Genomic DNA, 22,705 nt, shown 5'->3' with positions numbered 1-22,705 from the left:
GATGCCGGAATATATAGTAGAAAACGCCTCGCTGATGCGGGAGGCGCCTGAAACAATCTATTGTTCTTCAATAATCTTGAATCCCCAGGGTTCAAGATTCAGGGTTTCCCCGGGACTTACCGGCGCGCCCGTGAGAAGTTCTGTCCCCTCCCGATGAGGGTAATTTAGCGATGCCGGCAAATCGGAATAGTTAAAAAAGTAGCGGACGGTTTTGCCCATTCCGTTCATCCCGTGTTTGGTGATGAGCGGGAAGCGGATGTCTTGATCGTGCCCCCACAAACCGGCCTGCTTCACAGCATGCTCAAGAATCTTGCCCATGACGGCTTCGCTGGTCATGCAGCCGATATACATGGCTTGCCCTTGGCCGTACCGGTTTTGCGTCACCGCGGCGTATTTCCCCCAGTGCGGATGGTCGTAATAGGCGAGCACCTCAGCCGTTACCGGCGTCAGCAGTTCCATCCATGTATGCACTTGGTTGTGCTCCACCCCGACCCGGAACGGATCGTCTTTCAGCGAAACGCGCTTCGGCTCTACGAACATGCTGTACGAGACGCCGCAAGCCTCCCCGATCACCCCCGGCTGGCGTTCGGTGCGGACTTTGACGTTTTCGTCCGTGAAGCCGCTCTTAAAAGTATAAACGATGTGCCCGCCGTCATACACAAACCGGTTAAGACGTTCCAGCAGTTCGCCGGAAGCCGTGTACAAGGCCGGCACCACAAGCAGATCATACCGCTCGAAGCTTGGGGTGGACGGTGACACGAAGTCGCAGCCGACGTTCATCCGGTACAACTCATCATACATCATCCGGACGACATCATTGTAGTTTTTGGTGCTGGTAAAATTAAACTTGAACCACTCCATCGCCGTTAACGACTCGTTGCTGACGAGAATAGCGACTTTGTTTTGCTTCTTCAGGTTCGCCAAATGCGGCGACAAGCGGGCGAAATCCCGGCCGATCGTTGTGGCTTCCTCATAGACCGGATTTGGCTCGAAGTCGTGGCTGAGCAGACCTTTCCAGTACGTTTCGATGGAATTGTGGATCGAATGCCAATGCCAGTAGGCGACCATATTGGCCCCGGAAGCCAGGTGGCTGAACGCCTGCAATCTCAGCTGCCCCGGGTACGGCGTCCAATGGCTGAAAGCTTGCGCCTCCGTCTCGATCACCAAATAATTCGTTCCTTTGGTAGAGCGGGCCACATCCCCGCCGAAGGAAATTTCAATGCCGGTAAGATCGTCCTGCGAGGGATGATAGATATCCACCCCCGTGATGTCGAACGGGCGGGACGCCTCGAAATGGTCGATGTCCGGCTGGATGCCGTAGGAATGCCCGCGCCACTCAAAATCGAAGTTTTGCGTGACAAACTGATCCGGCCGCTTATATTCGTTTACAATCGATACCTGCCAATTCAGAAAATCGGCGGCCAGCTTCCGCTGGAACTTGGCAAACTTCGCGCCCAGGCTGCCGTTGATCGTCCCCACGACCGAGGGGAAGTCCTCCCAGCTGTTGATCCGGTTGCTCCAGTAATCCAGCCCAAACGCCTGATTCACCCGGTCCAGCGTTTTGAATTTCTCTCTGATGTATTTAACGAACAGCAGCTGGACGTTAGGGCCTGCCGTGTGGTAATGCTTCGTTTCGTTGTCGGTCTGATACCCGATAACCGCGGGGTGGCCGCTGACACGGGAAATCAGTTTGCGGATGATCCGTTCCGCATAGAACAGATAGGCCGGATGGGTGATGTCCATAATTTGCCGCGCGCCGTATTTGGCGGGGCCTTTTGCCGTTGTCGCCAGCACGTCCGGATGCTCCTTCACCATCCAGGTCGGCACGGCATACGTAGGCGTGCCGACGATGACATGAATCCCCGCCCGCTGCATCGCGTCCAGCACCCGGTCCACCGAGGTGAAGTCGAACACCCCGTTTTGGGGCTCGTGCGTGCTCCACGTCGATTCGGCGATCCGCACCACGTTGATCCCCGCTTCTTTCATCATCCGGATATCTTCGTCAAGACGTTCGTAAGGCATATATTCGTCATAGTAAGCGACACCGTAAAGCAGCTTCTCCATATAAGTTACCTCCCGAGAGTGATCACAAAATGATTACGCTTTCATCGTATTAAAAAAAGTTCCCCCCTTCATTGGACGAATTTAAGCTTTTGGGGTGGACGATTTTAAACCGGCGGGCCGTGCTGCCGCAAAAACTCTGTTCAACGCCGCGAAGATTTGGTATGCTTAACCTCATATCCATCCTCCGCAGGATGCAAAACCGCTAGGAACAACATAGAGGAACCGCCTAATATGAACATCAAAAAGCGCTGCTACCCCAAAATCCGCCTGGCCGTCCTTTTTTCGCTGATCGTCGGGCTCGCCGTAATTATAACTACGTTTATTTCCGTGGCTTCATCCTATAAAGCCGAAAGAAGCATTTTATACGACAGAACGCTTGAAATGAACTATTCCACTTCGCTGCAGATGAGCCGCACCTTGGGCACTTTATTCACGTCGATGCGGCTAGGACTGCACACCGTATCCATTCATCTCTTCGACGCAGACGAGGTCTCGCAATCCGCCGACATTCAAGCCAAACTGGATTTCTTCAAGAACAGCAACGACTATTTCAACTCGGTGTTTTGGGCGGACGCCAAAGGTGTCGTTCGCAGCATCACTTCGCCGAACTATAAAATGGACGGAACCAAGCTGGTGTCGACGCCGGTGCAAGAAGCCCTGGCAACCCGGAAAGCAACGCTGTCGAAGCCTTATACCAGCGCAAGCGGACGGCTCATCATCCTGATGACAGAGCCCGTGTTCGACAAAAACAGCGTTTATCAAGGGTTCATAGGCGGTACGATTTACCTCGAGGAAAACAACATCCTCGACAGTATTTTTAGCGAAAAGCAGGCAGATAAGACGGGCTCTTATTATTATATCGTGGATTCCAGCGGACAGCTGATCTTTCACCCCGACACCAGCCGGCGCGGCGAAAATGTTAGTGAAAACGCTGTAGTTCAAGCTGTGAAAAGCGGTGAAAACGGCCGGAAATCCGTGATCAACACGAAAAAGGTAGCTTTTTTGGCCGGGTACGCCACGGTGCCTGAGGCCGGTTGGGGCATCATCATGCAAACCCCGATCAGCATGTTGGAAAAACAACAAGAAGAACAGGTTCGCAAAATGCTGCTGATCATGGCCTTTCCCTTCATTCTTATCATAGCGGTTACGATCTATTTGGCGCATAAGGTGACAGAACCGATCGTATGGCTGGCCCAGTTTGCGAAAAGTTCGGTCCGTAATCCCAAAAAGCTGCCGCCGATCCGGACAAGCCATTGGATTTGGGAGGCCGACATGTTAACGAAGACCGTGCTGAGCTCCCTGAAGACGATGAAGGACCAAAATGAACGGCTTACCGACAGCACCCGCAAAGATCCGCTGACGGGCCTCCAAAACCGCAGGGCGCTCGATGAAGTATTGGCTTTATTTGATTTCGCCAAGCATTCTTTTTCGATGCTCGTTTTGGATATCGACCGGTTTAAACAGATCAATGACACATACGGTCATCAAACCGGGGATGAAGTGCTGAAGTTTGTGTCGGAGTTAATTCAATCGGCCGTGCGGCAAAAAGACCACTGCTTCCGCTTCGGGGGCGAAGAGTTTATTGTGCTTCTCCCGGATACGCCGCTGGCCGTTGCCTTTCAAACGGCGGAACGGCTTCGCAGCCAGCTGGAAGGCACGGTAAGCCCGGCCGGCAGGCCGGTCACCGTGTCTATAGGAGCGGCCGAGTTTCCCGTTCAGTCGGATGATCTGGATGAGCTGTTCCGCTTGGCCGATAAAGCGCTTTATAAAGCCAAGGGAGACGGGCGCAACCGGACGGTTGTGGCGGATGAGGGCTTGGAAGAAGTACGTTCGTTTATCATGGACCGGGATTGAGCGGTCCTTTTTCTTTTTTGTGGATTTGTCACATCCGCGGGCAGGCGATCCGTTGTATAAGGTGAAAGGGTGTGAAACGTGTGGACGATGTCGATCTGTCGCAAACGATAACCGACATTTTGGAAGGTGACACCGAAAAGTTCGCGGAAATCATGCGCGTTTACCAAAAATCGATTTTCCTGTATTGCTGCCATATGTTAGGCAACTATGCCGAAGCCGAGGACAGCGGTCAGGAAGTATTTCTGAAAGCCTACCGTTCGTTGGGAAAATATAAACGCGAAGTTCCGTTTGGAGCCTGGCTGTACAAAATCGCCTACAATCATTGCATCGATATGATCCGCAAGCGGAAGCTGGCCAAGTACCTGCCCTTCTTCTACCGGGATGACAAAGAGAACAAGCCGGTGGACTGGCGGATCGAAGCCCATTATTTTGATGAATTCGTACACAAGGCCATATCGAAATTGTCGGCGGAGGAACGGAACTTGTTGATTTTGCGCTGTGTCGATGAGAAGAGTTATGAGGAGATCAGCCAGATTCTCGGCCGAAGCAACGCGGCGCTCCGCAAGAAATACGGGCGGACGGCGGCGAAATTCCGCCAGTATTACGCTCAGGCGAAAGGAGTGTGTGCTTATGATATCGGACAAGGATCAGGATCTGAAACAACTTTTTCGTGAAGCGCAGATTCCCGAGATCGACCTGACCCCCAAAGTGATGAGCAAGCTCTATGCCGAAAAAAAAACAAAGGCGCGATTGATCGGGAAACGTAAAGCAGGTCTGCTGGTCATAGCCGGAATGCTGCTGGGGGTAACGACTGCTTTTGCGGCGTCAAACTACTACTATGCCTTTAAAAGCAAGCACGGCAACATTATTAGGGAAGAAAAGATATTGGATAAGAGCAGCCCCGAGTATAAAAAGCCTTCCCGGGACGAGCAACGGCGTTCACTAAGCAGCGTCGGTTTATCTAACGATCTGCTGAAGGAAGGAGAGGCCGCGATTTTTTACGTGCTGGAGAACAATCCGGATCATGAGATCGACATCGAATGGAAGCGGGTTTCCTTTCACGATTTGACCGAGCTTCGTTCCCGCATGGCGGGGCAGCCGGTGAAGCTGTTTGACCGTTTCGAGGGTGATTATCAATTTGCTCATGCTACGGTCTCCTTCTACCCGGCCCTTTATGAGAACCCGCTAACCGATCAGGAAGAAGCGGAGATTACCGAAAAGCTGCGAAAGCAGGCAGAGGAATCGGGTAAAGGGTATGCGATGATGCCGATCGAACTCTCGAAAAATTACTGGATAATAATGAGCTCGTACCAAAAAAACAGCAAAACGGGAATTGTGGTGACGATTTCTAAAACCCCCGGGAAGCAGACGATTTGGATGCCCGAAGAAAGCAAGGACAATCCGCGCGAGACCCTCGAAATTAAGAGGGTAAAAATGCTGTATACCGAATTTGCAACCGGCCGGAGTATTGAATGGGTCTATGATGTTCCGGGCAGCAAGGAGGCCGTACATTACATGATCGAAACCGGCTTGCAAATGAACAAAGACCAGGTGATTAAACTGGCCGAGTCTTATTTGGATTAAACGGTATAGCTCCCACTCTGCCTGCGGAATCCGCAAGCAGGGTGGGCAGATTGCTCCAGAGAAAAAATAAGGACATAAAATGGCGTTATTCCGTCAGCATCCGTCCATTCGAGCAAAATAGAGGAATTTTATGTCGCTAGTTTCCTTCGTCGCAAGGAAATGACCGTGTTCAGGACCATTCTTAGGAAAATAAGTACATAAAATGGCGCTAATGGGGATAAACCTGCTAGGCTTCGGATAATAAGTACATAAAGTACCGCTATTTTGATAGGTGGCGATTTGTCGTTACCCGGTCCGGGTCATGGATTTGTCCGGATGGTCCACAAAATCCCGTCCGTACACTTCCTCCTGGATTTGCTCGAGCGTCTTGCCGCGGGTTTCCGGGGCCATGACCACGCCGATCACCGCGGCGATGACCAGGAAGCCGATCATCACCATACCGGAAGCCGCAAAGCCCATGGTAGTGAGCATGGACGGCACCACCAGCGAGATCAGGCCCACCGCCACCCGGGCGGTGCTGAATAGGAACCCCTGGGCTTTGGCGCGGTATTTGGTATGAAACAGTTCGCCGGCCCATAAGCCGTAGAAGGCCTGCGCCCCGAAGCCGGCGGCGACGCCCCACAGCACAACGAAGGCCAGCAGTTCGGCCATGCCCATGCCGCCGAAGGACAGGATCGCCCAGGCGGCAATCCCCATGAGTGCGCCTATGCCGTACAGCACTTTCCGGTTGACCTTATCGCCGAATTTGATAAAGACGAAATACGTCGAAGCGACGGTCAAAATCCAAAGGAAGGCCTGCAGTAAATTGGCCTGAGCGGAGGTGAGACCGCCGACCCGCTGGTAAATGTAAGGCATAAAGTAGCCCATCACGCCCGCCACCAGGTTCCAGAAGCAGTAGATGCCCAAGAGCAGGACGATCGAGCGCAGGTTGGCCCGGCTCTTGAACAGCTCGGCAACCGAACTTTTCGCCGCCTTGTCGCCCGCCAGCGCCTTGGCTTCCCTGGCTTTTTCCTCCTCCCAGATCTTGCTCTCGTTGATTTGCTGCTGCATGATCCAGGTAATCAGGGCGATGACAAACAACTGCCCGAAGATCAACCGGCTGCCCAGCAGGCCAAGCGGAGCCAGCGCCACGGACAGCAGCAGCGATATCGCCGGGCCGATGGACCAGGCGAGTTGCCCCCAGCCTACCCGGGCGGCCCGTTCGCCCGCCGGCGCCTCTTCGGAGATATACGTCCAGGCGGCCGGGATTGCCGCGCCCACCGCAATGCCGGTAATCACGTAACCCGCCAACAGCATCGGAAAATTAAACGACAGGGCGACAAGCAGAACCCCCAGCATGTACACGAGCAGATCGTATTTGTAAATCAGCTTGCGGCCGTATTTGTCGACCAGGACCCCGCCGATCAGCGCGCCGATCGCCGACCCGAATCCGTTGGCGCTGAGCGCCCCGAGCAGGCCCAGCTTCACATCGTCCAGCTTCAGGTATTCCACCCATAAGGTGAGTCCTCCGGCGCCGGCAACGATAGAGCCGGCTTCCAGGTAATTCGACATGGCTACGGTGATGGTTGACTTGAGACTGCTCTTTTTTGTTGTTTGAGCGGAAGCCATCACACCCGCTCCTTCCCGGATTCCGCCTGGAGGTGGAACACCTCCGTCAAATCGCGGGATTCCGGACTGTTGTCGGGGTTGGTCCGCATAATGTCCTTCATGTAATCCCACCATCTGCGGCAGACCTCCGTATCCGCGCTTTTGGCCCAAAGCGCTTCATCCTCGATTTCCAGGCAGGCAAACAAGGTATGGGTCGTTTCGTCCAAAAAAATCGAATACGTGCGGACTCCGTGGCTTAGCAGCATCTCTTTCATCTCCGGCCACAGTTCATCATGGCGTCTTTGGTATTCCTCATGGCAGCCTGCAAAAACTTGCATGATCGAGGCTTTCCGTATCATGTTACAGCTCCTTCCCGATCCTCAAAATATTCACGCCCTATATGTTGGCGCTTACACCTTCCACTATATAAGCGGGGCGTTCCCGCCTGTAGGAGGGATTCTTCGGATCGGGTAGATATTCTTCGGAACATGACGGGAAACCGCGTGACGCCTCTAGCCGGTTCCGAAAGTTCCCCGGTATTCGGACGGGAGTTGGCCGAAATGCTGCCGGAACAGCCGGCTGAAATAGCGGACATCCTGATATCCGACAGCCCGGCTGACGTCCCGCAGCTTTGCCGAGGGGTCGGCGAGCAGCCGTTTGGCCTGCTCCAACCGGGCACGGGTCACGTATTCAAGCACCGTCTCCCCGGTTTGCAGCTTAAAATACTGGCAAAAATACGTAGGATTCATGTGGACCTGCTCGGCGATTTTTTTCACTGTAATCGGGCTTCCCAGGTTCCGGCCAATCCAGTTCTTGGCGGCTTCAACCGGCTTGGCCGCAGGCCCGGACCGGGCCTGCTCCAGCGTCGCCACGGCCCGCCTGATCATCCGCAGCGCCAACAGCTTCAGCTCCTGGAGGTTCACCGCTTCTTGCGCCTCCCGCAGCGCGGCTTCAGCCCCCGCATCCCCGGCCGTTTCCCCACAGGTTTCAAACAGGGTAGATTCTATTAGGAGCAGTACATTTTCCGCAACTTTGCGGATATGCGCCGGGGAGGAATACCCGCCGATATGCTCGAACAGTTGCCTGCACACCGCTTCCGCCTCGGCGGCATCGGCCTGTTCGACCGCCCGCTTCATCCGCCGCAGCAGCGAAGGAGGAAGGCCGTCGGGCTGTCCACCGCCACCACTCTTGCCGCCGCTCTGGTGGATGCGCCTATACGAAAACACCTTGTTCCCCCCATCCAGAAGGCGGTGCTGCATAGCGGAAATCGCCTGCCGCATCGCATAAGGCAGCAAATACAAATCATCGATCGGCTCCCCGAACGAGACCGATACGGTAAACGGCGTGTACGCTCTTACCGCTTCACGGATTCGTCCGGCCGTCTCCAGGGCGGCTTCTTCCCATTCGCCGCCGTCGCTTGCCGCGTCCGGCCCCGGCCGGCACAGCAGCGCCCAGAAATCCGCGCGCGTCCCCCGCCACCACCAGCCGCTCATCCGGTGTTTCTCCGCCTCCACGCCGACAACTTCGCTGGTCATATTTTCCAATACGTAAGAATAAGCCCGCCAGTCTTGATCGGTAAAGCTTCTGGCTTTGACCGGCATCGCGTCCATAGAGATATACAGCAGGATGTACTCCCCCTTCGGAAAAGAATCCACCCAGAATCCCAAGCGGGCCAGGTCGCTTCCGTCCGCCGTGATCCGGCCAAGCGCCTGCGTCTGCTGCGTGAATTTGAGCATCGCTTCTTTTTGGCGCATCGCGCTCCAGCGGTAATCTTGAAGGCGCCGTTCCTCCACCTTTTGCTTGATTTCCGCCAGCACCGCCGCCAACTGCTCCCGGTCAATCGGCTTCAGCAAATAATCAGCCGCGCCTTCTTTCAGCGCCGTGCGGACGTATTCGAAATCGTTGTATCCGGTCAGGATGACGGCCAGGAACTCACGGATTTTGCCCGCTTCCCGGATCAGGGTGAGTCCGTCCATTTCCGGCATGCGGATGTCGGTGATGAGCAGATCGATTTCGGCGTCCCGCGTTTGGAGGAAATCAAGCGCCTCCCTGCCGTCCCCCAAAGCGGCCAGCACTTCCCATTCCTCGCCGCAGGAGGCGACCAGCCGCTTCAGCCCCCGGCAAATTCGCGGTTCATCGTCCACGATCAATACTTTGATAGGCCTCATATCCTTCTCTCCTTTGGCGATTCGGCCAGGTCTTCCACGTCCGCCCGCTCGATCGCCGGAATTCGAATGATGACGGTGGTGCCCTCGCCCACCGCGCTTTCCATCCGCAGACCGTACTTACTTCCCAACGTGTAATGAATGCGTGCGTTTACGTTTTTCAGGCCAAAGCCCGAATCCTTTCGCTCCATGGACACATTGTTCAGCTCGCGGTTCAGCGCCTCAAGCCGCTCCGCAGCGATACCTGGGCCGTTGTCCTGGATGCGGAAGACGACTTGCCGTTCTCCCGGGAGCGCCCCCTGTTCCTCGGCGATATGCAGTCCGATCTTTAGACTCCGGCGGCTCTCCATTCCGTATTTCACGGCATTTTCCACGATCGGCTGCAAAATAAACTTGGGCGTGTACCAAGCGTTGTTCACCTCTTCCGTAATCGTAAAACCCAGCCGTTCTTCAAAGCGAAAGGCCTGGATCGTCAGATAATCGCGGACGTGCTGCACTTCCTCGGCAATCGTGACCCATCTCGATTTATTGGATACCGAAAACCGCAGCATGCGCCCGAGCAGGGTTACCATTTTTACGACCGTTTCCTGCTCCCCTTCTTCCGCGGCCATGCTGATGCTCTCCAGCGTGTTATACATAAAATGAGGGTTAATCTGCGACTGCAGCGCGTACAGCTCCGCTTCCTTCTGGCTTAGCTCGGTTTGTACGTTTTTCGCGATCAGCTCCCGGATCATCGACACCATGAAGTTGAAGCTCCGTGCCAGCATCCCCACCTCATCCCGGGTTTGAATCCCCGGGTCGACGTCAAACCGGCCTTTGCCGACCTCCTTCATCAGGCGGGCGAGTTTCTTCAGCGGCCTCGTCACCCGGTAGGAGAAAACGGTGTAGATGATCAAGGTCACAAGCGCGAACCCTGCAAACAGCAAACCGACGACATTCCGGGTGATGTCGGCCTGCTTTGTCAGCTCTTTCAGCGGGATGCTGTACATCAACCTCCAGCCGTATCCGGCAGAGCGCGAGCTGCTCATAATCCAGGTTTTCCCGCCTGCCTGCTTGCGGAAGCTGCCGCTTTGCACCGGATATTCGCGGATTTCGGCATCATAGCCGCCGATCCGCGCACGGTTGGTATGATAAAAAATTTCGCCTTGCCCGTTCATCAGCCAAAATTCCGCCTGCTCGTTTTGCTCGAAATTTTGCAGAATCCGATCGATAAACGACATTTGCACCGCGATAAACATCGTGCCGAGGCCGGTGCGGTTGTCCACATCGTCAATTTGTTTCATGATCATGAGGTAAGGCTCGCCGGTGCCGAATTTTAGCCCGAAATCGCTGGACAGCAGCAGCTTCGCTCCGCCCCTTAGCTCCAGATCCTGCCCGTAGGGAATCAGCAGGCCTTTGCTGTCCAGGCCCGTAAAATCGATTCGGGAAGCGGAGAACAGCCGGTTTTTGGATAAAATGAACACCCCGAGAATTTCCGAATTGCTGCCTTCGAGAAAGGTCTTGGAAAGATAATTGTTCAGTATATAGGTATCCGTATTGAGATCGGACTTGCTCTGGTAGGCATCTTTGCGCAAAATCCGCACAACGTCGGCGGAGCTGAACAGCTGCTCGGGAAGCACGGCCAGCTTGCCGATATGCTGGTCGATCGAGCTGTTGGCCTGATCGAGGAACTTCGGCATATATTGGCCGATTTGCTCCACTATCGATTTCTCATACTGCCGGTAAGAAATAACGCCAAGCAGCGAGATGGGGAGCACGGTAAGCACCACATACACGATCAGCAGCTTGGAGCTGAGCCGAAAATCCCGGAACCGCCGTCTTCCTCTCCTAAAAAACATATTCATCCACGTTATCCTTGGTAAAATCGAGCGGCTCCCCCATAATCACCGAATCCCCCTTCACCCGAATCTCCCCGACATTGCGGACAACCTGGCCGTTTACGGGAGTTTGGCCGTCAAGCAAGTTCACCGCCAGCACGATCGTTAAATACCCCAGCCGTTTCGGACTCCAGAGGGTGGCGTTCTTGACGGTCCCGTTCTTTAAATATTCCCGCATCAAATTTGGCGTGGACAGTCCGACCGCGTGAATGCTCCCGGCTTGGTGCTTGTCTTCCAACGCCTTGGCCGCCGCGGGCAGCGCGACGGAGGAGGTGCCGATGATTCCCGCCAAATCGGGGTACTTCTCCATCAGCCTGATCGCCTCCGTGTAGGCCAGCTGCGGATCGTCATTGGCCGCGGCGGTCTCCACCAGCTTCATGTCCGGATAATACTGCGCATTCTGCACCTTAATCCATTTCATCCACTCGTTCATGTTGGATGCGGTGGAAGCCCCGGCCAAAATGGCATATTGCCCCGTTTCGTTCATTTGCATTGCAAGCGCATCCAATAAATGGCGTCCGAGCGTTTCCGGATCGACCATATTGACGAACAGCTCCCGCCCTTCCCGCTCGGTATCCGAGTCCCAGGTGATCACCCGGATGCCGCTTTGCTTCGCTTCCCGCAGCACAGGCAGCAGCTTGGCCGAATCGTTAGCTGACACCGCGATCAGATCGACCTTGCGCGAAATCAGGCTTCGGATGACCCGGATTTGCTGCCCGGTGTCCGCCACCGGCGCTCCTTCATACAGAAGGTTCGCCCCCAGATCGGCAGCCGCCTCGCGCGCCCCGTCCTCCACCAGATTAAAATAAGAATTTTCCGTAGCTTTCGGTACCATTCCGATCGTGTAAGTTTCCTGGGCAACCGGGTCCGTCTGGCTCTGGGTCTCCTTTTCGTTGGAGTAGATGACATCGTATTTGACGGCCGCATCTCCGCTTCGGCAACCAACAATGGCGATGAGCAGCAGGAGCGCTGCAGACCACAGAGCTGTAAACCGTAGTCCTGCAGACCGTACTCTTATAAGCCGTAGTCCTATAAGCTTTGCTGTACCCCAGCGGCCCAAGGCTCCTCCCCCCTTCCTAAATGCCCAATATGATTTGGCGATTCAATCGTATCCCCATGTTTTTTTGTTGTCAACGAAATATTGGGATTGCCAATGTTGTTTTTTGTTGTTTTTTGTTGATTTCATTGTTCGCTTCGATAAGGTAAAGGTATAATATGGTTTAAAAGTAGATTTGAAGTTTGGCGAGAGGGGAATAGATGATGGGCTTAGTTGACGATGCCTGGTTTACCGTAGAAATGATTGATACCCGCACCTACGCCATTAGTGAATACGGCCATTGGGAGAAGGTCCACTCTTTTTTGCTGATCGGTGAAAACAAAGCCGCCCTTATAGATACGGGACTAGGCATAGACAATATTAAAAGAATTACGGATGAGCTGACCCGCTTGCCGATCGTTGTCATCACGACGCATGTCCATTGGGATCATATCGGGAGCCATGGCGAGTTCGATTGCATTTTGGTACACGAAGCCGAACGCGACTGGCTGGTTCACGGCATTCCGGGACTGCCGATCGAGGTCATCCGTAAAGATGTGAGGCGCGATATCAGCCGCCCTGCTCCGCGATCGTTTAATCCCGACACGTATGTCCCTTTTACCGGTATACCTTCCGGCACTTTGCGGGATGGGGACACGCTGGACTTAGGGAACCGCAAGCTGGCCATTTTTCATACTCCCGGCCACTCTCCGGGACATATTAGCATTCGCGATGTTTTCAGCGGGTATCTTTTTACGGGGGATTTGCTGTACAAAGATACGCCCATACAGAAACTAGGCTACCCGAGAAAACTCCAACAAAAACATAAGAACTTAAAGTGTCGTTATTTCAGCGATACCCACCCATTTGAGAGAAATAGCGGAATTTTATGTCTCTATTTCCTCCCGTCGCAAGGAAATGCCCGCGTACTGGACCGTTCGAAGGAAAATAAGTACATAGGAAAAATCCAATAGAATTCGCTCAACCTCCCTGTTTTGCAGCCTGTCGAGCCTATTCTATTGGAAAATTTCAATCAAGCCGTTGCATTCACCAACAAGTTCACAATCTATTGGATATTTCCAATCAGAACGTTGTACCAGGTCACAACAACTTGCAATCTGCCCCCCGACCATATCGGCTTGCAGCTCGCATTAGATTTTACTCAACTCCGCCAAAAAGGCTGGTCTTCCGCTATATAATGTCATTAATTCATCGACCATTTGTTGTTGATGGGTTTCGCCCGCTATCTTTTTGTATCTCGCAAGAATGCCGCATACGTTCCGGTAATGTTTTCGGGTGGACGAAGCTTTCGCCGACGAACGGATATGCTCTTGATACAACATTAGCACCTCGTCCTTAAACCGCTCTGCCAACCGGCCGGCATAGGTTTCAATTTCGTCCGGATGCTGCCTTACATACTCCACGAGTCCGTCCAGATCGTTTTCCGCTTCAACCAGCTTAAGGTACAACCTTTCGCCGCGCCAGCCATTTTGCTCTTTCAACTCTTGCTTCAATTGACGATAAAACATTTCCTTATCTCCACCAGCCAATTGTTTCAGCAAGATGTAATATTCAAAATGTCCATCCAGCAGCAGCTCTTTGGCCAGTTTTATCTGTTCTTTCTTTAGCGATAGTTGTGTATAGGCGTCATATCTGATTTTTTTCCATTGGAAAACGAGGCCCGGGGAGGCTTCGTCTTGAGCTTCACCCTCCAAAGCCAAGTCCACGACTTTATGAAAGTCCCCCGCCTCCATGAACTTGTGCATATACCATTCCCGGAAAAAGGGGAACCGGAGATTTTCCGTGATAAAATGTTCGCTTTCTTCAGGTGTGCCGTATTCCTGTATGATCCCAAACAATATGCGTAACAAACTTTCATTACTGTATTTCTTGTACTCGTTGTCGGCATTTTGGCGGATCAAGTGTTCGATCTGCGCTCTCAGCCTGCTTCTGAACGCTTCAACGTCGGCAAAACCGGCGCATATTTCAAACAGTCCGTTTTGGTAATCATCCCAACTCCCGAAGAACCCGCCATCGATCCGATCGATCAACTTATTAAATACCCGCTCTCGCCCATCCGCATCCAGATCGTGACTTTCCCCGGCGATTTCCCCAATCAGTTCCAGCGCTTCATCCGCCAAAACGCCGATGTCCCCGTCCGAATCATCGGCATACTCAAAAGCTTCCATGGTTTCTTCCAGTAACAAAAGGGCGATATCCAAAGCCAGCGGGAGGTTATCCGTCTCTCTTGCTTTCTCTAGTATTTCACTCATCTCTTGCGCAAAATTATAGGTTTCCCCATACGTGATGAAGCCGTCCCGGCCCGTATATTTTCTGACGATAGCTTGGATCAGCTTCCGGCAATTCTCCAGTTCCTGTTTGTCGCCCCCTTTGGCATATTTGACCAAAAGGGAATTTCTTAGCATCGCATCCCCCCGGGCAACTTCCATGATAATCCCGACCAATTCTTCCTTGGGAAGCTGATCGAGCACCTCTTTCAACACCGGCTGCCTTTCCGTCCCCGGTTGCTCCGTTTCGTTACGCTCCTCTTCCTCACTGCTTAACATATCCAACAGTTCATAGTAAGCCGCCACTTTGTGCTTGCAAATAGGACCGTAAGAATAAGGGCAATCACAATGGGAATAGAGGATGTCCCCGTTCTCGCCAAGCTTGACGACGACCTCGTAATCGTCGCTTCCTTCCACCTGACAAATAAATTCCCGATCCCCTTGGTGATAGACGTCAACAACACGGTCATCTATGTAGTAATCGTAACCCTTAGTTAAAACCGCTTCGGCTATGTCGTTCTCGAAATGGTTGATATTCATCCGCAATTCCCTCGTTTTCCTTCGATAGATGGTTTATTTCTAATATAGCACACGAATTCTCACGATAGAGTCATGGAAGGAAAAAACTATCTTTTGTCGAAATTTATAGGAGATGGCTCGAAAATGCTCGAATTGAAAGGGGGTGCGATCATGGAAAAAACAATCGTACATAAGCTTGTTGACGAAGTGATGAGCGAAGTGCTCTCGACCAACCGCGAAGCCTTGGAAAGCGAAGGCATTTCCAAAGCCAGCGTGGAATTGGCTGTCCGGTTGTCGGCGATGACGACCGTGAAAATCCTCGAAAAGCTCGAACTGATCGAAAAAGGTTAAAGAGTATTTTCCGGGCGGGTCAATCCAAATGAAGGAAAATTTCCGAAGACGAAAAAACCCGAACGTTGTGCAATAGACATCGTTCGGGTTTTTGGCTCAATCCACTTTAATCCCTAAACCATATTCATCCGACAAGGTTATATAAGGTCCGTCGCAGGTGAAGCCTCCCCGGATCTTTTCGTTTTCTTTAAAATACATAAAACTGTCTAAGTCTCCATAGAGGAAGTTCGGTCTGGATGCCACCAAAGCCGCGCCTGCCGCAATCCCGATCCGGCTCTCCATCATACAGCCAAGCATGCACTTTATTCCGCTTGCTTCCGCGATGGAGTTGATTTGCAACGCTCGATAAAGGCCGCCGCATTTCATCAATTTAATATTGATGAGATCCACCGCCTCTTTTTTCACCAGCTTGATCGCATCCTGCGGAGAAAAACAGCTTTCATCGGCCATGATTTTCAAAGGCGATTTCGAGCGGACATAGCTAAGCCCGTCGATGTCCCAATGGGGAACCGGCTGTTCTACCGCCTCCACGCCATATTCGGCATAGCGGTGAATGACGCGAAGCGCATCGCCGGCGGACCAGCCTTGATTGGCGTCCACTTTCAAACGGATGGCCCCGCCGACCGCTTCCCTGATCCGCCGGACCGCTTCAATATCGTCCTCCGGATTCAAACCCGCCTTGATCTTGATATGGCGGAATCCTTGTTCCGCCAATCGGACCGCTTCCTTGGCCATGTCTTCCGGAGCGCCGATGCCGATGGTCCTGTCCGTCTCCATTTGCTTGGCCATTCCGCCGAGCAGGCGATACAACGGCAGCTTTGCATATTGGCCCATAATATCGTAAAGGGCAATATCGATGGCGGCCTTGGCGGCGGCATTATGTACCAGCGTTTTATCCATCAAATGGTGAATAGAATCAATGCTGAACGGGTCCAGTCCGATTAATGCCTGTTTCAAAAGGAGAACCGCGCCTGCGATCGTGTCGGCCGACTCCCCGGTCACAAATGTGGCGCCGCTTCCTTCTCCGTATCCGACAAGACCTTCATCCGTTTCAATCTTGACGATGACAGTTTCGCTATAATCAATGGTGCCCAGGGCAATGACGACCGGCTGCCGCAATTCAAGCTTCAGTTTTTTCGCCGTAATCTCTTTGATTTTCATCGAATTATGCGATCTCCTCCCTGTTCATTATTTTGCCAATGGGGATGCATGTTTCCGAGCACGGCAAAAACCTTGGCCTCTTTTGTACCGGGGTTATACACCAGATGGGGGACATTTTTCTTCATATAAAGGCTGTCCCCTGCTTCCAGGCGATAGGTCCGTTTATCCGTCCGGTATTCGATGCACCCTTCGAGAACATAGCAAAATTCCACAAAATCATGGGTCACCATTTCATCATAGTCCGTCTTACCTGCTTCAATCTTCACCAGCATGAACGACATATCCGGCTTCTCGCCATTCTTCAACCGGACCGGCGACATCAGTTGATATGTGGCATGCGCCTGCGGAAAAGTCAGCTCTGCCGCCCCTTCCCCCGCCGCGATAAAAACATCCGCCGGCACTTCATATTCCAATAGAAACAACAGCTCGACGTTCAGCGTCCTGGCGAGTTTTCTAAGGACGGACAGAGAGGGTTCCGCCAAATTGCGCTCAATTTGCGAAATATAAGCGGGCGTGACGCCGGCCAAATCGGCCAGAGCCGTGGAAGACAGCCCTTGCTCCCGCCTTAAATCCCTGATTTTTTCACCCTTTAGCTTAAATGAAACTTCCTTGCTGCCGATGGCGCTAACCCCCTATCGTGGACTTGACAATCCATAGAATGGTCGCCGGATCCTCGCCCGGATTAAAAAGATAATGCCCGGTTTTCCTGGGAATAAAAATGCTTCCCCCTGTTTCGATCCGTACGCTGTCATTTCCATATCGATACTCAAGCTGTCCCTCCAGGATATAGATGCCTTCGTCCGTATCCGTGGATAAATCCTCGGTGGAAATCCGTTCATGGGGAGGAATCTCCAAACGAAGCACCTCGATTTCCGGAGGTTGGGTGCTTCTCCAGGCCAGCGGCGTCAACACTTCGCACTCCCTGGGCAGGTTCAGGAATTTGATCGTTGCCCGCTCGTTTTTGCGAACCACGATCACCTCTTCGTCGGGCTCTTCGGCAAACAACAGGGGGGCCGGGATGTCCAGCTCCTCGGAAAGCTCCCTCAGCACCGGAAAAGAAGGTTCCTGCCGGTTGTTTTCCAGGTTGGACAGATACCCCGTGGTAACCCCAATCCGCTTCGCCAGTTCCGCTAAGGTGAGATTTTTCTGTTTTCTCGCTTCTCGCAGTATATCTCCTAACATAAAGTGAGTCCTTTTTGTTTATTTTCTTGTGAACAGGATCGGCTCCACCGTAAATTCGAACGGGATGCTTAGCGAGGTGATCCGGCCGTCCACGCCCGTAGCGAATGAAACGGGATGCGGGCCGCCGAGCAGCTCAAACGTGAAAATATCGTAATGAAGGTGTTTCACATCCATGGAATTGTTATGGAATTGCATATGCAGCGCGTCGCCTTTTACCGTGATGTGAATATCGCCGTAGCCGGGGTTCGTATACTCTCCCGCGTATTCTTCCAAGTCGTGGCTGTAGGGTTTGCCTTCGATTTTCGTACCGTAAATTGCGCGAAGTTGTCCCTTCATGGCGGCCAACAAGGTATTCATGCCGTCTTGATATGCCGTGAACCAGTCCTTCTCGCCTGCGTGTCCAAGATACCGGTCATATATTTCCATGGATAACGCCGTCGTAAACAAATTACTGTTCGCATTGGTGAGGACAGCGCAGCCGATACGGTCATCCGGCATAAAGGAAATTAAGGCGGAGCCCCCGTTTACATTTCCCCCGTGATCCACCACTTTGCGCCCCCGGAACAAATCGACCGTCCACCCCAGCGCATAACCGATCGTGACGCGCTCCGGAAATTCAAAAGGCAAGATCTGATACGGGATGTTCGGTTTATGAAGTTCTTTAAACAGAGCCGTATCGATTAATGGCTGCTCTCCCGCTTTGCCGCCGTTTAGGTTAAAAGCAACCCATTTCGCCAATTCATCGATCGTTGTATTGATGGAACCGGCCGGCCCCATAGCATCGATCACTAATGGGACGTTTTCCTTGTTGACGCCATTTTCGTCCGGCGTATACAATCTGGCGTACTTGCCGTTCTGATCCGGATACGGAATACGGAAGCTGTATTCTTGGATACCCAGAGGCGAGAAAATTCTCTCCTCTACGAATTTTTCCCAGGTCATGCCGCTGATTTTTTCGATTAAGTATCCCACGGCCGCATACATATGATTTTGGTACTGAAAGCCGCTTCTGAACGGGATATTGTTCTTCAAATGACGGATACGGTTGACCGCCAAGTCTTGACGCTTCAAATCATCCCAATTGAACCACATGAGTTCATGCCTCGGGACTCCGGTTCTGTGACACAGCAGATCCCGCGTAGTGGCCTGTATGGAGCCTAATGGATCGGACAGTTTGAATTCCGGCATATACGTCCGGATCGGCGCATCCAGTTTCAGCTTCCCTTCATGGGCCAGAATCGCGGCGGCTGTCGCCGTAAACGACTTACTGGAAGAGCCGATCGGCAACAAGTGTTCCTTGGTCATCGGAATGTTCTCATCCAGGTTTGCGTACCCAAACGCCTCGGAATAAATGACCTCCCCATCCTTGATGATCGCTACCTGAGCACCGGGAACGTTCAAGTCGGACATCGCCTTTTCGATGGTCTCATGAAGACCGTTTAAGATTTGATCGCTCATGTGATCCCTCCTATCGATTAAGTAAATTCGGTGGGTTACCGCCTTATTTTCGAAACCCGGCTAGTCGAGCTTAGAAGTTATAAGTACCATTTTAAATGATTAATATTAATTGTAAATATAAATATGAGATTTTTTATTTTTATATTAATAGATCGACTTTCTCTAGCCGCAGAACGGGCGGGCGTACCGAGGAACAGGCGGGCGGGCATACCGGGGTGGCATCCAGGGGGACTAGGTGCGAAAGCGTAGAAGATCGCGATTCTAACGGTTGTGAGCGACGCTATTTAGGCTAAAACGGGGGTTTGCAAAATGTAACGGTTGCCAGCGAGCCTTATTTCCTATTTTTCGGCGGTAAAGGGGCTGTTTCGTCCAAATAAGCGCATATACAACCCTTAGAAAAGAAATCACCCGATTTTCGGCCGAATAAGCGCGATGACAACCGTTAGCGTAGAAAATATTCAGGATAGATTGATCATTCGAGGCTAACCGGTGAGACAAACACCGATTTTTAGGTTAAGTCGTAATTCTCCCTTTTAAATTTAAACGAAAATGATAATTCCTCGTTTTGACGCAAAAAAACTCACTGTCCAGAAGTTCTCAACAGAATTTTTGGACAGTAGATAAGCTAGTTCTCCTTCATGTGTACAAAATTAACCTATGGGCTCGATCTTACTTACCCAGTTATCGAGTCTTTTTCTTTCTTGGGCAAGTAAATCCCATTCTGGTTCCTCGTAAGGGAACGACATATACAATCTGGCGGCGGCTCTACACTGGAGGCTTTCATTCCACGCTCCCGCAAAGGGAGCGACCTTACCTCCGATATCCATTTTTACACCGCAAAGATCTTTCAATCCACGCTCCCACAAAGGGAGCGACTGAAGCGGCCTGTCAGCTTGTGGATCTTCTGGACTTTCAATCCACGCTCCCGCATAGGGAGCGAGTTATATCCTTTATAAACGGATCATGACCGTAACCTTTCAATCCACGCTTCCGCATAGGGAGCGATTGTTTCGCAGAATTTCCCCAAACCCTCACGGATAATCTTTCAATCCACGCTCCCGCATAGGGGAGTGACTCGAGGGTCCATTGACTTTACTGCCGCCGCGGGCTTTCAATCCACGCTCCCGCATAGGGAGCGACAATACTCTGCATAGCTCGGAAAACGGCCGTTTTCTTTCAATCCACGCTCCCGCAAAGGGAGCGACACGGCTGCGGCGTTTTCGCGCAGGAATTGCGTTACTTTCAATCCACGCTCCCGCATAGGGAGCGACTTCGGTCACGTCTTTGCGGGCCATGCTGTCAGCCTCGCTCTTTCAATCCACGCTCCCGCATAGGGAGCGACACTGATTATCCAACTAAGCTGCAAAAAATCATTGAACTTTCAATCCACGCTCCCGCATAGGGAGCGACTTGTTACGCCCGTATTCGATATTAGCGTAACCACTTCTTTCAATCCACGCTCCCGCATAGGGAGCGACTTCATAACGCCGTCATTGCCGCCAAGACGCTGAACCTTTCAATCCACGCTCCCGCATAGGGAGCGACGCTCTCTGTCGTGTTGGTGACGCTTTGGACGAACGCTTTCAATCCACGCTCCCGCATAGGGAGCGACGGCGATCATTTCAACCCAGCATCCAATAAGAGATTGAAAGCGCTTTAGTGCGAATCCCCATTGTTATGATTAATAAATGGGGTAAGGATTGGCGAAAAATCCCGGAATCCCGCTCCGGGCAAGGGGTGCGAATGCCCCAGGGATTTTATGTGAGCTTGGGGTTCGCACCACCTTTATGGTTCACTTTTGCCAGCCGATCGATTACTATCCCGTTGATGTTCCAAGGCTACTTCGCCGCATATTTTTCGTTAAACATATCCACGTAAGCTTTATGCGGGAATAACATGGGGTTATTAATCAGCATCAAAATCTGATTCAGTTGAAACGTTAGTGAGAGTAGCGAGATTTCTTCTTTTTCCTCGCTCTTGCTATCCAGGTTGACGAGTACTCGGTAATTCTGCAAATCGTACTGCTTCTTTTTTTCCTGTGCTTCCGCTGCCTGCTCTTCACTTGTTTCTCCAGAATCCTTTGTCTTGTACCACACAAATGCTTTACGATAATCCTCATATTTCTCTTCGTTGTGGTTTAATTCATTATACCAATATTCCAAATGCTGCAGAGCGGAAGTCAACGCAACAGTCAAGCGCTTCTCCTTAGGGTGAATAATAATATCAAAACCGTCCGGAATCTTCAGTTCGGATTCGCTGGTATGACACAATATCCGAAGCGGACGCGTTGAAGTCTGTGTACGAAATGCTGTCAGGTCATCGCCAAAAATAACGTCATGATTCATTCTGGCAACGGATCTTTGGGACGTTTTAAGCCCCCTGATTCCTTCCAGCCAGTCCTCTAGCGCTCCAGGAGCCGGATTTTGACTTTTACATTCCACCACAACGGCAACTGCTTCAATCGGAATATATTTTAAGGTGCCGTGCCGAAAAATATAGGGCGTGTATTGCTCATCGTAAATGGCCAAATCGACTTCGTTGGATACCCATCCGGCGGAATCGATGATAAAAACGGAGCGGGCGATGGAAAACTTCTTCGGAATCAATTGCTCGAACATGCTCTTCCATACCTCTTCCCGGTAGCCGCCTGACGTTCCCGGATGCTGGCTCTGAAAACTTAACTGGCTGACAATCGAAGCTTCCAGTTCCGCGTAGTTGTTTACGATGTGCCGAATAGCCTTTTGTCCGCGTGTATCTGCGGTTTCTTTGCTTTTGCCTTCTTTGCTCATCCTTTAACCTCGCTTTGTTTCAAAGTCATTCTTCCAAATCCGGCGTTCGTCTTCCCACCGATACCCTCCTGTTCCAGGGCCCGGACCACGAGCTGCTCCGCGATCTCCAGCCACGAATCGGCTTCCTCATGGTCCGTCTCACAAAACAACATGATATTGAAATCGGCCATTACCGAGAGAAACGGAACGGGGACCAGCGAATCGTCGTCGCCCGGCGCACCGCCCGACAGGCTGTTATATGCTTGATGATGAGGTGTCATTACATCCGGCAAGAGGGCCTTATGAACCGTTTCGGGCGTTGGAAGCGCATCGAAAAACCGGATAAAACCCGCTTCCTGTTGCGTACCAAACAACACCTTGTAGCTGTCGCCGTCCATCCGAAATGACGAGCGCTCCGTCCCAAGACGCAGGTGGCAGTAATGAGCAGTCAAGCCCTTGATCGCTGTTCCCGGAATATACGGCACGCCATAAGTCTTGTGCAGCGCCATACCTGTTTCCAGTACAGTTTTCTGCCCCTGGCCGATGATGCAGGGCGACTTGCTGGAGACTAAGAAAGGTCTATGTCGCCCGGCCATTCCATGATAGTGCCGTAGGTACAGTTCCTTATACCAATCGATTGAATCAGTCCAATAAGTCTCATATTCTCTCACAATCCGGTCGTAAAAAGCATCCTTTGCCTCCCCGTTTCTATCCACGATCGTTCTAAGGTTGGAGCTCTTTTGCGAACCCCGATATTTGTTCAACACCTGGTGCAGATTCATGGCTTCCCCTCCTTTCTTTGGGACATCGG

Annotated in this window: 18 protein-coding genes; 5 read left to right on the top strand and 13 right to left on the bottom strand. The window is 52.1% G+C overall.

The window, feature by feature from the left end:
• Positions 1–57: 57 nt before the first annotated feature.
• Entirely contained in the window at positions 58–2,064 is a 2,007-nt protein-coding gene (locus EHV15_RS12785) for a beta-galactosidase (RefSeq protein ID WP_128631542.1), read from the bottom strand.
• Positions 2,065–2,295: 231 nt separating this feature from the next.
• On the opposite strand from EHV15_RS12785, the gene EHV15_RS12780 reads away from it, so the two are divergent.
• From EHV15_RS12780 to EHV15_RS12770, 3 genes are all read left to right on the top strand, one after another.
• Positions 2,296–3,918 carry a sensor domain-containing diguanylate cyclase gene (locus tag EHV15_RS12780; RefSeq protein ID WP_128631541.1) on the top strand — a complete coding sequence of 541 codons (1,623 nt, stop codon included), beginning with the start codon at positions 2,296–2,298 and terminating at the stop codon, positions 3,916–3,918.
• A 71-nt stretch (positions 3,919–3,989) separates the two neighbouring features.
• Positions 3,990–4,592 (top strand): RNA polymerase sigma factor, encoded by a 603-nt coding sequence (locus EHV15_RS12775; protein WP_342773982.1) that lies wholly within the window; start codon positions 3,990–3,992, stop codon positions 4,590–4,592.
• On the top strand, positions 4,549–5,502 hold the full coding sequence (locus EHV15_RS12770; RefSeq protein WP_128631540.1) for a DUF4367 domain-containing protein: 954 nt from the start codon (positions 4,549–4,551) through the stop codon (positions 5,500–5,502). Before EHV15_RS12775 ends, EHV15_RS12770 begins: the two co-directional genes overlap by 44 nt.
• A 285-nt stretch (positions 5,503–5,787) precedes the next feature.
• On the opposite strand, the gene EHV15_RS12765 is transcribed toward EHV15_RS12770, so the two are convergent.
• The 5 genes from EHV15_RS12765 to EHV15_RS12745 form a co-directional block, all read right to left on the bottom strand.
• Positions 5,788–7,110: an MFS transporter gene (locus EHV15_RS12765; protein ID WP_128631539.1), complete on the bottom strand. Its 1,323-nt coding sequence runs from the start codon at positions 7,108–7,110 to the stop codon at positions 5,788–5,790.
• Positions 7,110–7,448, bottom strand: a complete 339-nt coding sequence (rhaM, locus tag EHV15_RS12760) for an L-rhamnose mutarotase (protein ID WP_128631538.1) — start codon at positions 7,446–7,448, stop codon at positions 7,110–7,112. Before rhaM ends, EHV15_RS12765 begins: the two co-directional genes overlap by 1 nt.
• 153 nt (positions 7,449–7,601) lie before the next feature.
• Positions 7,602–9,257: a helix-turn-helix domain-containing protein gene (locus tag EHV15_RS12755; RefSeq protein WP_128631537.1), complete on the bottom strand. Its 1,656-nt coding sequence runs from the start codon at positions 9,255–9,257 to the stop codon at positions 7,602–7,604.
• Positions 9,254–11,098: a cache domain-containing sensor histidine kinase gene (locus tag EHV15_RS12750; protein ID WP_246061518.1), complete on the bottom strand. Its 1,845-nt coding sequence runs from the start codon at positions 11,096–11,098 to the stop codon at positions 9,254–9,256. Before EHV15_RS12750 ends, EHV15_RS12755 begins: the two co-directional genes overlap by 4 nt.
• Positions 11,082–12,191: an autoinducer 2 ABC transporter substrate-binding protein gene (locus tag EHV15_RS12745; RefSeq protein WP_246061516.1), complete on the bottom strand. Its 1,110-nt coding sequence runs from the start codon at positions 12,189–12,191 to the stop codon at positions 11,082–11,084. The genes EHV15_RS12750 and EHV15_RS12745 overlap by 17 nt, the downstream gene beginning before the upstream one ends.
• Positions 12,192–12,391: 200 nt before the next feature.
• Here EHV15_RS12745 and EHV15_RS12740 point away from each other — a divergent pair, with 200 nt between their 5' ends.
• Positions 12,392–13,141, top strand: coding sequence for an MBL fold metallo-hydrolase (locus EHV15_RS12740; protein WP_128635311.1), 750 nt, complete (start codon positions 12,392–12,394; stop codon positions 13,139–13,141).
• Positions 13,142–13,318: 177 nt separating this feature from the next.
• Here EHV15_RS12740 and EHV15_RS12735 read toward each other — a convergent pair whose 3' ends face one another.
• Complete coding sequence (locus tag EHV15_RS12735) at positions 13,319–14,995, bottom strand: SWIM zinc finger family protein (RefSeq protein ID WP_128631536.1); 1,677 nt, start codon at positions 14,993–14,995, stop codon at positions 13,319–13,321.
• A gap of 150 nt (positions 14,996–15,145) precedes the next feature.
• On the opposite strand from EHV15_RS12735, the gene EHV15_RS12730 reads away from it, so the two are divergent.
• Positions 15,146–15,325 (top strand): hypothetical protein, encoded by a 180-nt coding sequence (locus EHV15_RS12730; RefSeq protein ID WP_128631535.1) that lies wholly within the window; start codon positions 15,146–15,148, stop codon positions 15,323–15,325.
• A 96-nt stretch (positions 15,326–15,421) separates the two neighbouring features.
• On the opposite strand, the gene EHV15_RS12725 is transcribed toward EHV15_RS12730, so the two are convergent.
• The 6 genes from EHV15_RS12725 to cmr6 all read right to left on the bottom strand — a co-directional run bounded on the left by EHV15_RS12725 (position 15,422) and on the right by cmr6 (position 22,676).
• Entirely contained in the window at positions 15,422–16,486 is a 1,065-nt protein-coding gene (locus EHV15_RS12725; protein WP_128631534.1) for a mandelate racemase/muconate lactonizing enzyme family protein, read from the bottom strand.
• A complete protein-coding gene (locus tag EHV15_RS37005) occupies positions 16,483–17,064 on the bottom strand; it encodes a helix-turn-helix domain-containing protein (RefSeq protein ID WP_281281721.1) in 582 nt (193 codons plus the stop codon). The genes EHV15_RS12725 and EHV15_RS37005 overlap by 4 nt, the downstream gene beginning before the upstream one ends.
• 46 nt (positions 17,065–17,110) lie before the next feature.
• Positions 17,111–17,668: a helix-turn-helix domain-containing protein gene (locus EHV15_RS12715; RefSeq protein ID WP_128631532.1), complete on the bottom strand. Its 558-nt coding sequence runs from the start codon at positions 17,666–17,668 to the stop codon at positions 17,111–17,113.
• 18 nt (positions 17,669–17,686) lie between these two features.
• Complete coding sequence (locus EHV15_RS12710) at positions 17,687–19,126, bottom strand: serine hydrolase (RefSeq protein WP_128631531.1); 1,440 nt, start codon at positions 19,124–19,126, stop codon at positions 17,687–17,689.
• A gap of 1,838 nt (positions 19,127–20,964) precedes the next feature.
• Entirely contained in the window at positions 20,965–21,915 is a 951-nt protein-coding gene (locus EHV15_RS12705; protein ID WP_246061512.1) for a DUF6602 domain-containing protein, read from the bottom strand.
• The gene (cmr6, locus tag EHV15_RS12700; protein WP_128631530.1) at positions 21,912–22,676 is read right to left on the bottom strand and encodes a type III-B CRISPR module RAMP protein Cmr6; all 765 of its coding nucleotides are present in this window, start codon (positions 22,674–22,676) and stop codon (positions 21,912–21,914) included. Before cmr6 ends, EHV15_RS12705 begins: the two co-directional genes overlap by 4 nt.
• Positions 22,677–22,705: the final 29 nt, after the last annotated feature.

This window comes from Paenibacillus oralis (genome assembly GCF_003863965.1).
GTDB classification, from domain to species: domain Bacteria; phylum Bacillota; class Bacilli; order Paenibacillales; family Paenibacillaceae; genus Fontibacillus; species Fontibacillus oralis.
This window is presented reverse-complemented; position numbering and strand designations above follow the sequence as displayed.

Excerpts from the sequence above, each read along its gene's own strand:
- EHV15_RS12765 (WP_128631539.1), bottom strand. The coding sequence starts at position 7,110 with ATGGCTTCCGCTCAAACAACAAAAAAGAGCAGTCTCAAGTCAACCATC.
- EHV15_RS12705 (WP_246061512.1), bottom strand. The coding sequence starts at position 21,915 with ATGAGCAAAGAAGGCAAAAGCAAAGAAACCGCAGATACACGCGGACAA.
- EHV15_RS12755 (WP_128631537.1), bottom strand. The coding sequence starts at position 9,257 with ATGAGGCCTATCAAAGTATTGATCGTGGACGATGAACCGCGAATTTGC.
- EHV15_RS12785 (WP_128631542.1), bottom strand. The coding sequence starts at position 2,064 with ATGGAGAAGCTGCTTTACGGTGTCGCTTACTATGACGAATATATGCCT.
- EHV15_RS12740 (WP_128635311.1), top strand. The coding sequence starts at position 12,392 with ATGGGCTTAGTTGACGATGCCTGGTTTACCGTAGAAATGATTGATACC.
- EHV15_RS12730 (WP_128631535.1), top strand. The coding sequence starts at position 15,146 with ATGGAAAAAACAATCGTACATAAGCTTGTTGACGAAGTGATGAGCGAA.
- EHV15_RS12725 (WP_128631534.1), bottom strand. The coding sequence starts at position 16,486 with ATGAAAATCAAAGAGATTACGGCGAAAAAACTGAAGCTTGAATTGCGG.
- EHV15_RS12750 (WP_246061518.1), bottom strand. The coding sequence starts at position 11,098 with ATGAATATGTTTTTTAGGAGAGGAAGACGGCGGTTCCGGGATTTTCGG.
- EHV15_RS12710 (WP_128631531.1), bottom strand. The coding sequence starts at position 19,126 with ATGAGCGATCAAATCTTAAACGGTCTTCATGAGACCATCGAAAAGGCG.
- EHV15_RS12715 (WP_128631532.1), bottom strand. The coding sequence starts at position 17,668 with ATGTTAGGAGATATACTGCGAGAAGCGAGAAAACAGAAAAATCTCACC.
- EHV15_RS12780 (WP_128631541.1), top strand. The coding sequence starts at position 2,296 with ATGAACATCAAAAAGCGCTGCTACCCCAAAATCCGCCTGGCCGTCCTT.
- cmr6 (WP_128631530.1), bottom strand. The coding sequence starts at position 22,676 with ATGAATCTGCACCAGGTGTTGAACAAATATCGGGGTTCGCAAAAGAGC.
- EHV15_RS12735 (WP_128631536.1), bottom strand. The coding sequence starts at position 14,995 with ATGAATATCAACCATTTCGAGAACGACATAGCCGAAGCGGTTTTAACT.
- EHV15_RS12770 (WP_128631540.1), top strand. The coding sequence starts at position 4,549 with ATGATATCGGACAAGGATCAGGATCTGAAACAACTTTTTCGTGAAGCG.
- rhaM (WP_128631538.1), bottom strand. The coding sequence starts at position 7,448 with ATGATACGGAAAGCCTCGATCATGCAAGTTTTTGCAGGCTGCCATGAG.